Below are 13,615 nucleotides of genomic sequence, written 5' to 3'. Positions count from 1 at the left end.
CCGCGCGACTCAAGCGCGGGCGGCGTCGTCTACGGCTTCCTCCACTGTGTCACGCGGGCATGTGCGGGACACCCCAGCGGACCGCTCAGGGTTCGGGGACCACCGGGCGCGGCTCACCCGGGGATGTCGACGGCGAACCACACCGTCTTGCCGGTGCCGTGCCGGGCCCAGCCCCAGTCGGCGGAGAGCCGCTCCAGCAGGTAGAGACCGTGACCGGAGGAACGGGCGGCACGGTGCGGGCCGTGGGGTCGGGGGCGGACCGCGCTGGTGTCGCTGACCTGGACCCAGATACGGCCGGGTCCCCGGTCGAGCTCCAGCTCGTACGGGAAGCCACCGTGCCGGTACGCGTTGGTCACGATCTCGGACACGAGCAGCAGCACGTCGCCCACGGCCACGGCCACGCCGGGTCCGGTCTGCGGGAACCAGTCGTGCAGGGCCTCACGCGTCAGGTCCCGGCAGCGCGCCACGACCCCCGGTCCGCCGTCGAGGGCGAACCGGCGGCCGGTCGAGACCGGGCTCAGTTCCGGTGGGCTTCCCATAACGTGCCAGTGCCCATCAAATCGGCATCAAAGCATGCAAAAGTGGGAAAGCCCCCCACAACAGGGATTCGCCCGACGGTCCCGCTGCAGCCGACAGCGCCGGCCTCTGCCCCGTCGAAGGAAACCCGATGGCCAGCAGCCCAGACACTCAGCCGTCTCCCCTCGCGGCCGCGCCGCCGTATCCCGGCGGCGCCGCCCGCGCCGCGATGGCCGGGCTGCCGCAGATCCGTGATCCCCGGACCGTCAGCCCCGCGGACGCCCGCCCGCTCTCGGCGGCGCTTCTGCGGCGCCTGGCCGAGCTCGACGAGGGCACCGCGGAGTACGCGTACGTCCGCAACACGCTGGTCGAGCTCAACCTGAGCCTCGTCAAGTTCGCGGCGGCCCGTTTCGGCAACCGGGCCGAGCCGATGGAGGACATCATCCAGGTCGGCACGATCGGCCTCATCAAGGCGATCAACCGCTTCGACGTGCAGCGCGAGGTGGAGTTCGCCTCCTTCGCGCTGCCGACCGTGGTCGGGGAGATCAAGCGGTACTTCCGCGATTCCAGCTGGTCGGTCCGCGTCCCGAGGCGGCTGCAGGAGCTGCGCATCGAGCTCGCGAAGGCGCTCGACGTGTTGGAGCAGCAGCTGGGCCGCAGGCCCACGACCGCCGAGCTGGCCGAGCACCTGCACGTCAGCGAGGAGGAGGTGCTGGAGGGCGAGCGCGCGTCCAACGGCTACACCGCCCAGTCGCTGGACACGGCGGTCAACGAGGAGGACGCCTCCACCGGTGTCTCGCGCCGACTGGGCGTGGAGGACCCCGCGTTCGACATCGTGGACTGTCTGGAAGCGCTCAAGCCGCTCATCGCGACGCTCGACGAGCGCGACCGGCTGATCCTGTCGCTGCGCTTCCGCGAGGAGCTCACCCAGGCGGAGATAGGCGAACGGCTGGGCATCTCGCAGATGCACGTCTCCCGGCTGCTCGCGCGGATCCTCGGGACGCTGCGCGAAGGCATCATGGCCTGACCTCGAGGGATCACGGCAAGGGGATCACGTCCTCCCCGGTCCCGCCCCGCCGACCGCTCCCCCGCGGTGTGCGGGCGGGGGGACCGCGACCTCGACCCAGACCACCTTGCCCGTGCCTCGGCGCTCGGAGCCCCAGGTACGGGCGAGGCGTTCCAGGATGATCAGGCCGTGGCCGCCGGGCTGCGCGAGGTCTTTCGGCACGCGGCGGCGCGGCGGTTCGGGGCTGGCGTCCGCGACCTCGATCCGCAGCCGCGGCCCGTACTGGTGGAGCACGAGCTCATGCGGCCCTCCCGCGTGCAGGCAGGCGTTGGTCACGATCTCCGAGACGAGCAGCAGCACGTCCTCGACGACCTCGCCGTTCTCGTCGTCGAGTCCGATCAGGTCCCTGGCCTGCGTCCACCCCCAGTCGTACAGCGCGTCCTGCGTGAAGTCGCGGCACCGGGTCACCACGCCCTTCGTGCCGTACAGCGCCAGCCTGCGGGTCTGTCCCGCGCCGCCAAGGGTCGTATTGTTCATCGGACCCCCCGCTACGCCGGCCGCTCGTCCGCCAGCGCTTCCTCGACGCCGGCGTACACCTGGAAGACCGAGTACGCTCCGGTGATCTCGAACATCCGTGCCACCGGCGGGCGCAGTCCGGCGAGTTCGATCCGGCCTCCCGCCTCCAGCGCGGCCAGCCTCGCGTGCAGCAGGACGTTCAGGCCGGTGGAGTCGCAGAAGGAGAGCGGGCCGCAGTCGACGAGGATGCGCCGGGCTCCCTGGCGCACATGCAGGGCCAGGGCCTCGCGCAGCGGCTCGGCCGTGTCGTGGTCGAGTTCACCGCTGAGCACGAGGACGACGGCGTCCGCCCGCCGCTCGGTGGTCACAGAGAACCGATCGCCTCCGGTGGCCGCCTGATCTCCGGCCCCTCTGGTGGCTTCCGGACCCATGGGCTCCCGCCTCCTCGACACTCGCGCCGGCGCTTTCCGGCTCCTCGGTTGTTGCCCGGCCGGGCCGCCGTGCCACTGCCCCCTCGGCGCGCCGCGCGCCGCGGTCCGGTGGGACGGCCGTACCGGAGGAGCCTGCGGGTACCCGCCCGCCGCCCCGGCACACCGGTCCCCCGCGAATTCCACCCGGACAGGTGCAACCATGGATCGACAGCCGCCGAAGGGGTACATGACGTTCCCGACGTTGGACGGAGCACCGGCGATGAACCCCATCAAGGAAACTCCCCGCACCGCACATGTGCGGCCTGTCTCCGGCCGGGTCATGGGCGCGGGCGGCACCGCGGCGGCCCCGGCGACCCGGACCGAGGCCGAGCCGCTGCCCGAGGACCACACCCAGGCCATCCTCCAGGCCACCAAAGAGGTGGCGGCGCTGCTCAAGGCGTCGGGCTACCCGTTCGCCCTCGTCGGGAGCGTCGCGGTGTACGCCTACGGGGTGCCGCTGCGGCTGCAGCACGACTCCGACTTCTGCCTGCGGCGCAAGGACGCGGAGGGCGTCGTGCGGGCCCTCACGCAGGGAGGGGTCGAGGTCGTGTCCCCGCCGGAGGACTGGCTCATGAAAGCGAGGGCGGGCGGCGAGGAGATCGACCTGATCTTCGAGCTGGCGCACCGTCCGGTCACCAAGGAGATGCTGGACCGGGCGGAGATCCTGTCGGTGGACTCCGTGCACATGCCGGTGCTGGCGCCGACGGACCTGATGAGCAGCAGACTCGCGGCACTGTCCGAGCACCACTGCGACTTCGGCGCGCTCCTGCCCGTCGCGCGGGCGCTGCGCGAGCGGGTCGACTGGGACGCGCTGCGCCGCGAACACACGGCGTCCCCCATGCCGGACGCGTTCTTGTATCTGCTGGAACGGCTCGACGTGATCTCGCCGCGGACCGGCGGTCCGGGAGGTGTGCCATGACCCGCTTCGAGGCGTCCGAGTACCGCATCGCGCGCTTGCGCGAGCGGCTCGCGGAGGAGGACGTCGCCGAACTGGGCGTCCAGATCGACATGCGCGGTGGATACGTGCACCTGAACGGCACCGTGTCCAGCGCGGCGTGCAGGGCAGAGATCCTGCGCATCGCCGAAGCCGAACTCGGCGGGCTGCCGATGCGGGCCGATCTGGTGATCGCCGGCGCGACGGCCCCCGAACGCCCTGAGGAGCTGGAGTGATTCGCGTAGCCGCCGTCGGAGACATCCATCTGGGCCCGGACAGCCACGGTGCGCTGCGTCCGGCCTTCGACACCCTCGGCGAGAGCGCCGACGTCCTGCTGCTGGCCGGTGACCTGACGCGCCACGGCACGGTGGAGGAGGCTCAGGTGGTGGCCGCGGAGGTGGAGGGGCTGCCCGTGCCCGTCGTCGCCGTGCTGGGCAACCACGACTACCACAGCGACCAGGAGGACAAGGTCACCACGGTCCTCCAGCGGGCCGGGGTCACGGTCCTCGAGGGTTCGGGCACCGTACTGGACATCGACGGCACCCGGCTCGGGATCGCCGGTACGAAGGGCTTCTGCGGGGGGTTCGCGGGACGCAGCGCGGGCGAGTTCGGCGAGCCGGAGATGAAGGCGTTCGTCCGCTACACCCGGCGGTGCGCGGCGGACCTGTGCCGTTCGCTGCTGGAGCTCGAGGAGCGAGGCTGCGCCGCGCGGATCGCGCTGACGCACTACTCCCCCGTACCGGACACGCTGGCCGGTGAGCCGCCGGAGATCTACCCGTTCCTGGGCAGTTATCTGCTGGCCGAGGCGGTGGACGAGGGCCGTGCCGACCTCGCGGTGCACGGGCACGCGCATCTGGGCACCGAGCACGGCCTGACCGCGGGCGGTGTGAAGGTGCGCAACGTCGCCCAGCCGGTCATCGGGCACGCCTTCGCCGTGTACCACCTGCCGGTGCGGGCGCCCGCCGCCCTGTGAGGGCCGTTCTCCGGCGGAAAAGCGCCCTCTGTGCCACGTTTTGGCTGTGAAGTCCCGGGCAGCCGCGTGTTGTGCTTCGGACGGAGCACACCCCGCGGGAGCCGAGGCTCCGGGTGCGGGAGACCGGCCCAGGGACCGCTTCTGCGGGTGAGTCGAATCCTTCAAGGCACCACACCCTGCAGGAAGACCCGACATCATGCGCACGCTGGCACAAGGCAAGCACTCGCACTCCGATGCCCCCGACACCGCAGACGCCTTCCGGAGGATGGCCGAGCTGGACGACGGTCCTGAGCGGCAGGAACTGCGGCAGGAGATCGTGGCGGCCTGGCTGCCCATGGCGGAACGGATCGCGGGCCGGTTTCGCAACCGTGGCGAATCCCTCGAGGACCTGCAACAGGTCGCCGCACTCGGCCTCGTGAAGGCCGTGGACCGCTACGACCCCTCGCGCGGCGCCTTCGAGAGCTTCGCCGTCCCCACCGTCGTCGGCGAGGTCAAGCGCCACTTCCGCGATCACATGTGGGCCCTGCACGTACCCCGCCGGGTGCAGGACCTGCGCAACCGCGTCCGCTTCGCGCGCCAGGACCTGAGCCAGACCATCTCCGGCCGCTCCCCCACGGTCGCCGAGATCGCCGAACGCGCCGGCGTGTGCGAGGAGGACGCGCTCCTCGGGCTCGAGGCCCTGGAGAGCTTCACGACCCTGTCCCTGGACGCCGAGCTGCCGGGCGCGGACGACGGCTACTCCCTCGGCGACACGCTCGGCTCCGCCGATCCCGCGATCGACGTCCTCGTCGACCGGGAGGCGGTCAAACCCGGCCTGCGCAAGCTGCCCGAGCGGGAGCAGAACATCCTCTACATGCGCTTCTTCCGCGACATGACACAGAGCAGCATCGCCCAGACGCTCGGCATCTCCCAGATGCACGTGTCCCGGCTCATCAGCCGCTGCTGCGACCAGCTGCGCAGCGAGGTCATGCGGGACGCCGCATGAGCGGTAATGCCGGATAAGTGAGCATTCCGCCCGTGCGGCGGGGAACCCTGAGCGCATGGATCTCCGCGAGACACTGCGCCCCGACGCCACCCTCTCCGCTTTGACCCAGGGCTACGCCTGGATCCCGGACCTGCTGCGCCGGGAGGGCGGAGCGCCCGTCCCCACCCGCTTCCTCGGCCGCCGTGCCATCGTGCTGCACGGCGTGGACGCGGCCCGCTTCTTCTACGACGAACGGCACGTCGTCCGCCGCGCCGCGCTGCCCGGCCCCGTGGTGGACACGCTGTTCGGGCGCGGGGCCGTGCACACCCTGGACGGCGAGAGCCACCGGGTGCGCAAGGCGCTGTTGGTGTCCCTGCTCAAGGACGAAGCGGCCGTCGGTTCTCTCGCGGAGAGCGCCGGCACGGAGTGGGACCTCGCGTCCCGGTCGTGGGCCGCCTCGACGCGGACGGAGCTGTTCAGCGAGACCGCGCGGGTCATCACCCGCGCGGTCTGCTCGTGGGCGGGCATGCCGATCGGCGACGACGAGGTCCCGGCCGTGGCGGACGACCTGGTGGCCATGGCCGACGGCTTCGCCACGGCGGGCCCCCGGCACTGGCGGGCGCGCCAGGCCCGCGCCCGGCAGGAGGCACGGATCGCGGAACTCATCGAGGCGGTGCGCGGCGACGCGGTCCCGGACGAGGACGGCGCGCCCCGCGGCTCGGCCCTGCGGGCCGTCGCTCTGCACCAGGAGGCGGGCGGACGGCCGCTGGACACGCACACGGCGGCGGTGGAGGTGCTGAACATCGTGCGCCCGACCGCCGCCGTCGCCTGGTACCTGACGTTCGCCGCGCATGCGCTGCACCGCTGGCCCCAGCACCGCGACGCACTGCGCACGGGCGATCCCGCGTACGCCGAGGCGTTCGCCCACGAGGTGCGCCGGTTCTACCCGTTCGTGCCCTTCCTGGCCGGGCTGGCGGCGGCGGACGTGCGTTACGAGGACGCGGAGATCGCCGCGGGCACGCTGATCGTCCTCGACGTGTACGGGCACCAGCACGACCCGGCGCTGTGGCCCCATCCGTACGCCTTCGACCCGGCCCGCTTCGCCGCCGGCCCTCCCGCCGACCCGTACGCGCTCATCCCGCAGGGCGGCGGCGATGCGGCGACCGGCCACCGCTGTCCGGGCGAGGACGTCACGATCGCGCTCCTGGCGACGCTGGCCGTACGGCTGGCGCGGCTCGAGTACGAGGTGCCGCCGCAGGATCTGTCCATCCCGTTGAGCCGGGTCCCCACCCGCCCCGCCGACGGTTTCGTGATCAACGTGCGGTCCGCTCCGGAGGGATGAATTCCCTCGTCCCACCGGGCTGCCGCACCGGATGCGGGGAGGCAGGGACGGTGTCCCGACCACACCGCTCGCCGTGAGATGCGCCGAACTGGCCCCGGTCGGGGCGAAGAAGAGCACGACGCACCGCCACAGAGTCATGGTGGCGGCGGTGAGCAGCCGGGACCTCGGTGGTGACGGGTCCCGTCACGACGTCCGGTTCGGGACTGATACGTGCCTCCTGCCGGGCATCCGGTCAGTGGGCGGCGGACCGGCGCTTCCTGCGGTTGCGCGCCCGGTCCAGCAGCGCGGAGAGCTTCGGGCGGCGCGCCCGCTGCTCCCTGGTGTGACGGTCGAGTTCCTCCATCAGGCGCCGGGAGCGGTGGTCGAGGTCGAGTTCGTCGAGGATGCGGTCGATCTCGGTGAGCAGGGCGCCGTACAACTGCCAGTGGCGGGGCACCTCCTGCATGCCCTGGAGCAGCAGGTCCGCGACATTGTCGCGGCTGGTGCGGGCGGCGGCGAGTTCTCCGGTGAGCCGGGCCTCGGCGGCGTCCGCGCTGCCGCTGGTCGTGGTGGTGACGAGGACGGCGAAGCTCACGAGCGTGTCGGCGACATGGCCGAGGAGTTCCTGAAGGGCGACGCCCACCTCGTGCGTGAACAGGGCCTCGCCTCTGCGTTCCTTGGCGAGGTCGGTGATGGTGCGCGCGAGGACGCGCAGGACGACGGCGCAGATCTCCAGCGTGTCCAGTCCGGTGCGCAGCACGATGCGGTGCAGCAGCCCTTCCTTGACGCGGGGGTTGAGCCGCAGACTGTCCTCCGCCTGCCGCAGGGCGGCGTCGACGTCGGCGACGTCGTTGTCGAGCCGGCGGGCCTCGTGGAGGCGGGCGGCGGCCCGTTCGACGTGCGTGGGGCTGGTCAGTTCCTCGCCGATCAGGAGCAGGAGCCGCCGCATGCGCCGCGCCAGGTCCTCGATGGAGTCACCGGCCGTTTCGACCCACACAGGCGGTACGAACACGACGTTGAACAGCAGACCCACCACTGCCCCGATCAGTGTCTCCAGCACCCGGTCCCAGGCGGTGTCGGCGACCTGGGTCACACCGAGCACGAGCATGGCGCTGATGGCGACCTCGGGGACGAACTCGTCGACGCGCACGAGGTGTCCGACCACCAGGGAGGCCAGGATGATCAGGCCGAGGCTCCACCAGCTCAGCCCGACGAGCACACTGAACCCGATGGCGATGAGCACGCCGACGACGACCGAGTTGACCCGCCGTACGCCGGTGGTGAGCGTGGAGTAGAGGGTCACCTGCACGACCAGGAGCGCGGTGAGGGGGGCCGTCAGCGGCGGAGCGGTGCTGTCGACCCAGTACAGGGCGACGACGTAGGAGATGGTCGCCGCCGCCGTGGAGCGCAGAGTCTGCGTGACGACGGGTTCCTTGCGCCGGCGTACGAAGCCGACGACGGGCTCGGGAAGCGCTCTGCGGACTTCGAGCACCTTGCTCCTTTCTGGTCCGGGTCGGCTTTCCCTCGCCGGTCCGGCCGGCCGCTGCGGACGTTCCCGTCCGGTCAGCAGCCGCCGGACGCCGCGCGCTCGCCCATGGGCTGCGCGCCGGAGCGCATGTGACGGTGCACGTAGCGTTCGGCCGCCAGCACCGCCTCGCGGGCCGTGCGCTCGCACATCAGGACGCACAGCGTGTACGCGGTGTCCTCGAAGCGTCTTCGGGCGTGCTCGTCGTGCGGAGCGGCGAGGAGGTGGTGTTCCTGGGCCCGGTAGCGGGCAATCAGCCTGGTGATGACGCTCGTGTCGGGCATCAGCATCGTGGTCTCCCGGTTTCTGCGGCCCCCAGCCACGCGGCGGAACGACGTCCGTCCGGTGCCTCATTGTGATCCGAGGCGCCTTTTTCCGCCAGGCGGACCATCACGTTGCGTAGCGGTTCGTATCCGTACGGCCGAACCACGCGGCGGCACCCTGTCATCTCACACCTGCGTCCGCAGGCTCGTGGCCCCTTGCCGCCAGGCGCCCAGCAGTTGCTCGGCGAACCGGTCCTCGACGAACTCCGTCGCGGCGATCCCGAACGCCACCTCCGGCGCGAGCGAGGGCTCGTCCTCCAGGAGTCCGCCGATGACGTCCCGACGCACGACCTGTTCGTGGACGGCGTCGGCGATGACGTGCTCGTCGTAGAAACGCTCGGCGGCACTGCCCGCCCCGGTCCGGCGCATCGCCGCGGCCAGCCTCCGTGACGCGGGCGACGAGGTGACCTCGACGGCGGCGAAGTGCCCCACCAGAGCGCCGCGGTGGGCGCGGTGCAGTCCCAGCAGGGACATCAGGTTGACCGTCGCCAGCATCTGTGCGGACGCGGCGTCCACGTAGCGGCCGTAGGCGGTGTCGAGGCCGAGATCGGCCATGAGGTCGGCGAAGAGCCGGGCGTGGACGCGTTCGGGCCGGCCGCCGCCGAACTCGTCGAACTCCACGGCGACGAACGCCGCTTTCGCCCGGCCGCGCAGGCGCGGGATGACCCAGGCGTGCGGGTCGGCCTCCTTCAGGTGGTACAGGGAGCGCTGGGCCGCGTACTCGCGCAGCTGCCAGAGCGAGCCCTCGTCGTGCAGGTACCGGCTGACGCCGGCGCCGCGGACCGGTTCGACGAGCAGGGCGTCGAGCGCGTCGTCGAGGTCCGGGTGGCCGGTGGTCCCGGCGCGGAGGGCGCACTGGAAGTTCTCCTCCATGGCCGCGCGCAGCCGCAGCAGCTCCGGATCCCATTCCCAGGCCGGGTCGACGCCGGTGAAGCCCAGGTAGTGCAGTTCGTAGCAGGCGTAGAGCGCCAGTTGCAGGTCGTCGCCGAGCGGATCGGCTTGTTCCACCTCGTGGGCGCCGGGGAACCGCGCCAGGGCGGGCGAGGTCCGCAGGGCGTCCAGGACGGCGGCCGACAGGTCTCCGCGGGCCTGCGGCAGTTCCCGCTCCGTCGTGCCCCGCCCGAGGGGTGTGGGGGCGTGTAGCACCGCGCTCACTCCTTGGCCTTTCGCCGATGGCTCGTGTCGCACCAGGGGTAGGCCCGGCTGCGGCGGCATGTGCACAGCGCCACCGTGAAACGGTCCGAGGTGGCGACGGCGCCGTCCTCGAGGACGACGTCGACCGGGCCCTCGACGAGCAGCGGACCGTCTCGGGTCGGCGTGATGCGGCAGGGCCGTTCAGATCCGGTCGGCACGGACGATCACCAGCTCTTCCTTGTCCTCACCAGGGGCGATCAGCCCCTGCCGGCGCAGCCATGCGGCACGGGACCTCAGGACCGGCCCGAAGGGCACCTGCTCGCGGTAGGTGACGACCGGGTCGAGCCCAGTGCGCCGCAACCGCTCGAGGGTGGGCGCCACGCCGCACAGCGCGGAGTGCACCAGCAGCAGCACCCCACGGGGGCGCAGCAGCTCTGCGGCGCCGTCGCAGATCCGGTCCAGGACCGCGCGTCCGTCGGGGCCCGCGTCCCAGGCGACGGCCGGCCCGCGTCGCGGCGGCCGTGTCCTGGGTGCGGGCACGTACGGCGGGTTGCCGACGATCAGGTCGAAACGACGGCCGGCCGCCGGGGCGAGAAGGTCGCCGTGCAGCACCTCGACGCGCTGACCGGCGAGAGCCGCGTTGGCGCGGGTGGTGAGCACGGCACGCCAGGAGGTGTCGACGGCGGTCACCCGGGCGCCGCGCCGGGCGGCCGCGAGCGCCAGGACTCCGCTGCCCGTTCCGACGTCGAGTACGTCGGCCCCGGGCCTCAGCGGCTCGCGCGCCAGTGCGTCTGCCAACAGGAACGTGTCGGCCTGCGGCACGTACACACCCGGGGTGCGCAGCAGTCGGGACGAACGCGTCCTCTCCGGCGTCGCAGCGGTCACCATCGTCGCCACCTCGGGGTCTCGTGCGGGCGGTCGTCGCCCGGCCGTGATCCCCGGGTGCCCGCGTCGGCGGTTTTCATCCCGGGCAACTCGTGTCCCGGCTGTTTCGGTCGGTGCGCCGCGGGGACCCGGAAGCCACCGACATCCGAATGCGGGAACGACAGCACGACGGAGACCCGATGAGTGAGACGACAGGGCTGCGAGTGGTGGTCACAGGAGCGACGGGGAACGTCGGCACCAGTGTGGTGCGGGCGCTCTCGGAGGATTCGCGTATCGCGTCGGTCCTCGGACTGGCGCGCCGCATGCCGGAGCTGCGGCTGTCCCGGACCGAGTGGGCGACGGCCGACCTGTCGGCCGACAACGCGACGGCGGACCTCACCCGGCTTTTCGAGGACGCCGACGCGGTGGTGCACCTGGCCTGGCGGTTCCAGCCCACGCACGATCCCGGCACCACGTGGCAGAGCAACGTCCTCGGTTCGCTGCGGGTCTTCGACGCCGTCGTCGCGGCCCGCGTACCGGTGCTGGTGCACGCCTCGTCGGTCGGCGCGTACGCGCCCGGGCCCAAGTCCCTGCCCGGCGTCGACGAGTCGTGGCCCACGCATGGCGTGCCCGGTGCCGCGTACTGCCGTGAGAAGGCCTATCTGGAGCGGGTGCTCGACGCCTTCGAGGAGCGGCATCCGCAGGTGCGGGTGGTGCGGATGCGCCCCGGCTTCCTGTTCAAGGAGAGCTCCGCGAGCGAGCAGCGCCGTATCTTCGCCGGGCGTTTCCTGCCCGGACCGCTGATCAGGCCGTCGCTGCTCCCCGTCGTGCCGGACATCGAAGGGCTCCGGTTCCAGGTCCTGCACACCGACGACGCCGCACGCGCCTACCTCATGGCCGTCCTCCTCGACGCGCGCGGAGCGTTCAACCTGACCGCCGATCCCGTGGTGGACGCGAGCGTACTCGGCGAGCTGCTGGACGCCCGGGTGGTGCGGGTGCCGAAGGGGCCCGTGCACGCCGCACTGGCGGCGGCCTGGGCCATGCGCCTCGTGCCGGCATCGCCGCAGCTCTTCGACGCCGTGCTGCGGCTGCCCGTGATGGACTCCACGCGTGCCCGGGAGGAGCTCGAGTGGCGACCGGAGCGCACGTCGGTGGACGCGCTGCGGGAGTTCCTGAGGGGCGTACGGGAAGGCAGCGGGGAAGCCACCGCGCCACTGGCGGGTCACCGGGCGCACTGACGCGGGCGGCCGTGCCGCTCAGGTCGTGGAGCGGCGCACGATCTCCGCGAATCAGCGCGTGGTGTCGCGCAGGTAGATCAGCCCGTGGAGCGGCGCACGATCTCGGCGAACGGCCCGGTGCGCAGGGCGCGGAGCAGATCCGCCGGGTCGTCGTGGACCGCGTGCGCGCCCGCCTCGACGAGGTCCGAACGGGGAATGCCGCCGCACAGGAGGCCGACGCAGAGCACGCCCGCGCGCCGGGCGGCCCGCATGTCCCACACGGTGTCGCCGACGAAGACGGCCCGCTCGGCGGGCACCCCGGCGAGTTCCAGCGCATGCCGGACCGGCTCGGGCGCGGGCTTGCCCTCGGCGACGTCGTCGGCGCTCGCCATGGCGCTGATGGCGTCGTCCGCGTCGATGGCCCGCCGCAGGGCCGCGAGCTCGGCGCCCGACGCCGAGGTCGCGAGCACGACGGTCCAGCCGGAACGGGAGAGGGTGCGCAGCAGCTGCCCGGCCTGCTCCAGGGGCGGCAGCCGGTCCGAGTACGCCGCGTACAGGGCCTTGTGGGCGGCCTTGACGGTGTCGTCCTGGTCGCGGTCGCGGTCGTCGCCGAGCAGGTGGGCGACGAGGTCGCCGCCGGGCAGGCCGACGGCGCGGTGGATGTCGTGCATGGCGACGCGGTGGCCGGACTGCCGGAAGGCCTCCCACCAGGAGACGACATGCAGGTGGTTGGTGTCGACGAGGGTCCCGTCCACGTCGAAGACGGCGGCTCGTTCCATGGCGGCCTTCCTGCGTCTGCCGGGGCTCCTGAGGTAGCGGGGCTGCAAGGCTCCGCGGCTCTACGGGCCGACGAGGGAGGGGTCGGGACCGGGGACCGCGTCGTCCAGCGAGCTGACCGTGAAGATCGCCCCGTCCGGGTCGCGCAGGCTCGCCTCCATCCCCCGCGCCGTGGAGCGCTCGCCGAGCAGCGTCGCCCCGTGCCTGCGGGCCGTGTGGGCGGTCTCCTCGACGTCCTTCACCGCGAAGTGGACGTGCCAGCGCGGGTGCAGGAGGGGGTTGATCGCGGTGCCGTCGGCGCCGGAGGTGAGGCGGGCGAGGACGCGTCCGGAGCGGTGGAGGAGGACCGCGTCCTCCGCGTAGCTGACCTCGCAGCAGCCGGCGCGGTCGGAGGCCCAGTCGAGGATCTCGCCGTAGAAGATCGCGGATTCGAAGGCGTCCCTGGCCAGCAGCCTGATCCAGGCGGGCGCGTTGTCCTGCCAGGCGGGCCAGTCCCTGACCAGCTCGCCCTCCCAGATGCCGAACACCGCGCCGTCGCGGTCCGCGGCGAGCAGGCCGCGGCCGGTGGCCAGCGAGAGGGGGCCGACAGCGACCGTGCCGCTGCGTTCCCTGATCCGGCCGGCGGCCTCGTCGGCGTCCCGGACCGCGAAGTACGGGGTCCAGGCGACGGCGACCGTCAGGCGGGGGGCGAGGGCGCCGATACCGGCTACGGGCGCGCCGTCGGAGAGGGCGACGCTGAAGTCCTCACCGAGCCTGCCCTTGCGGAACTCCCATCCGAGCACCGCCCCGTAGAAGTCCTGGGCGGCCTTGAGGTCACGGGCCATGAGGCTGACCCAGCAGGGCGCGCCGAACACCGCCGCGCTCTGCGCGGCGGTCGCGGACCGGGCCGGGGTCGTCTTGTCGTTCATCACCATGTCCGGCTGTCGTGGGCTCGGCGGGGACCTGTCACCGGGACCTGCGGCGCCTGACCGGACCGCGTCCCGGAACCCATATTCCCCCGTGCGGCGTCAAGAGGCGAGCCCGGCGATCACCAGACGTGACCGTGTCGCCACCGGCCGACCACGCCTCCCGGCGC

The 13,615-nt window shown here is 72.5% G+C and carries 17 protein-coding genes; 7 read left to right on the top strand and 10 right to left on the bottom strand.

Annotated features, from left to right (window positions below):
* Positions 1-113: 113 nt before the first annotated feature.
* Positions 114-539 carry an ATP-binding protein gene (locus tag QFZ82_RS35690; protein WP_307717068.1) on the bottom strand — a complete coding sequence of 142 codons (426 nt, stop codon included), beginning with the start codon at positions 537-539 and terminating at the stop codon, positions 114-116.
* Between the two features lie 128 nt (positions 540-667).
* Here QFZ82_RS35690 and QFZ82_RS35685 point away from each other — a divergent pair, with 128 nt between their 5' ends.
* Positions 668-1,543: a SigB/SigF/SigG family RNA polymerase sigma factor gene (locus tag QFZ82_RS35685; RefSeq protein WP_307717067.1), complete on the top strand. Its 876-nt coding sequence runs from the start codon at positions 668-670 to the stop codon at positions 1,541-1,543.
* Positions 1,544-1,567: 24 nt separating this feature from the next.
* On the opposite strand, the gene QFZ82_RS35680 is transcribed toward QFZ82_RS35685, so the two are convergent.
* Both QFZ82_RS35680 and QFZ82_RS35675 read right to left on the bottom strand, forming a co-directional pair.
* Positions 1,568-2,059, bottom strand: coding sequence for an ATP-binding protein (locus QFZ82_RS35680; protein ID WP_307717066.1), 492 nt, complete (start codon positions 2,057-2,059; stop codon positions 1,568-1,570).
* A gap of 11 nt (positions 2,060-2,070) precedes the next feature.
* The gene (locus QFZ82_RS35675; RefSeq protein WP_373429369.1) at positions 2,071-2,469 is read right to left on the bottom strand and encodes an STAS domain-containing protein; all 399 of its coding nucleotides are present in this window, start codon (positions 2,467-2,469) and stop codon (positions 2,071-2,073) included.
* Positions 2,470-2,728: 259 nt separating this feature from the next.
* On the opposite strand from QFZ82_RS35675, the gene QFZ82_RS35670 reads away from it, so the two are divergent.
* The 5 genes from QFZ82_RS35670 to QFZ82_RS35650 all read left to right on the top strand — a co-directional run bounded on the left by QFZ82_RS35670 (position 2,729) and on the right by QFZ82_RS35650 (position 6,721).
* A complete protein-coding gene (locus QFZ82_RS35670; RefSeq protein WP_373429368.1) occupies positions 2,729-3,427 on the top strand; it encodes a nucleotidyltransferase family protein in 699 nt (232 codons plus the stop codon).
* Positions 3,424-3,678 carry a BON domain-containing protein gene (locus QFZ82_RS35665; protein ID WP_307717064.1) on the top strand — a complete coding sequence of 85 codons (255 nt, stop codon included), beginning with the start codon at positions 3,424-3,426 and terminating at the stop codon, positions 3,676-3,678. Before QFZ82_RS35670 ends, QFZ82_RS35665 begins: the two co-directional genes overlap by 4 nt.
* Entirely contained in the window at positions 3,675-4,415 is a 741-nt protein-coding gene (locus QFZ82_RS35660; RefSeq protein ID WP_307717063.1) for a metallophosphoesterase, read from the top strand. The genes QFZ82_RS35665 and QFZ82_RS35660 overlap by 4 nt, the downstream gene beginning before the upstream one ends.
* A 196-nt stretch (positions 4,416-4,611) precedes the next feature.
* Entirely contained in the window at positions 4,612-5,400 is a 789-nt protein-coding gene (locus QFZ82_RS35655; protein ID WP_307717062.1) for an RNA polymerase sigma factor SigF, read from the top strand.
* Between the two features lie 55 nt (positions 5,401-5,455).
* Positions 5,456-6,721, top strand: coding sequence for a cytochrome P450 (locus tag QFZ82_RS35650; RefSeq protein WP_307717061.1), 1,266 nt, complete (start codon positions 5,456-5,458; stop codon positions 6,719-6,721).
* A 232-nt stretch (positions 6,722-6,953) separates the two neighbouring features.
* Here the strand turns inward: QFZ82_RS35650 and QFZ82_RS35645 are convergent, their stop codons facing one another.
* The 5 genes from QFZ82_RS35645 to QFZ82_RS35625 form a co-directional block, all read right to left on the bottom strand.
* On the bottom strand, positions 6,954-8,192 hold the full coding sequence (locus tag QFZ82_RS35645; protein WP_307717060.1) for an aromatic acid exporter family protein: 1,239 nt from the start codon (positions 8,190-8,192) through the stop codon (positions 6,954-6,956).
* A gap of 71 nt (positions 8,193-8,263) precedes the next feature.
* Positions 8,264-8,515 (bottom strand): DUF5133 domain-containing protein, encoded by a 252-nt coding sequence (locus tag QFZ82_RS35640; RefSeq protein ID WP_307717059.1) that lies wholly within the window; start codon positions 8,513-8,515, stop codon positions 8,264-8,266.
* 159 nt (positions 8,516-8,674) lie between these two features.
* Positions 8,675-9,694 carry an iron-containing redox enzyme family protein gene (locus QFZ82_RS35635; protein WP_307717058.1) on the bottom strand — a complete coding sequence of 340 codons (1,020 nt, stop codon included), beginning with the start codon at positions 9,692-9,694 and terminating at the stop codon, positions 8,675-8,677.
* Between the two features lie 5 nt (positions 9,695-9,699).
* Positions 9,700-9,900 carry a CDGSH iron-sulfur domain-containing protein gene (locus QFZ82_RS35630; protein ID WP_307717057.1) on the bottom strand — a complete coding sequence of 67 codons (201 nt, stop codon included), beginning with the start codon at positions 9,898-9,900 and terminating at the stop codon, positions 9,700-9,702.
* Positions 9,884-10,570 carry a HemK2/MTQ2 family protein methyltransferase gene (locus tag QFZ82_RS35625; RefSeq protein ID WP_307717056.1) on the bottom strand — a complete coding sequence of 229 codons (687 nt, stop codon included), beginning with the start codon at positions 10,568-10,570 and terminating at the stop codon, positions 9,884-9,886. The genes QFZ82_RS35630 and QFZ82_RS35625 overlap by 17 nt, the downstream gene beginning before the upstream one ends.
* A 176-nt stretch (positions 10,571-10,746) precedes the next feature.
* Here QFZ82_RS35625 and QFZ82_RS35620 point away from each other — a divergent pair, with 176 nt between their 5' ends.
* Entirely contained in the window at positions 10,747-11,784 is a 1,038-nt protein-coding gene (locus QFZ82_RS35620) for an NAD-dependent epimerase/dehydratase family protein (RefSeq protein ID WP_307717055.1), read from the top strand.
* A gap of 77 nt (positions 11,785-11,861) precedes the next feature.
* On the opposite strand, the gene QFZ82_RS35615 is transcribed toward QFZ82_RS35620, so the two are convergent.
* Positions 11,862-12,542, bottom strand: coding sequence for an HAD family hydrolase (locus QFZ82_RS35615; RefSeq protein WP_307717054.1), 681 nt, complete (start codon positions 12,540-12,542; stop codon positions 11,862-11,864).
* Between the two features lie 60 nt (positions 12,543-12,602).
* Positions 12,603-13,448, bottom strand: coding sequence for a VOC family protein (locus tag QFZ82_RS35610; protein WP_307717053.1), 846 nt, complete (start codon positions 13,446-13,448; stop codon positions 12,603-12,605).
* Between the last annotated feature and the right edge of the window lie 167 nt (positions 13,449-13,615).

Origin of the sequence: Streptomyces sp. V4I23 (assembly GCF_030817975.1) — a bacterium.
GTDB lineage: Bacteria > Actinomycetota > Actinomycetes > Streptomycetales > Streptomycetaceae > Streptomyces.
Note: the sequence above shows the minus strand (reverse complement) of the source record. Positions and strands in the feature narration are given on the sequence as shown.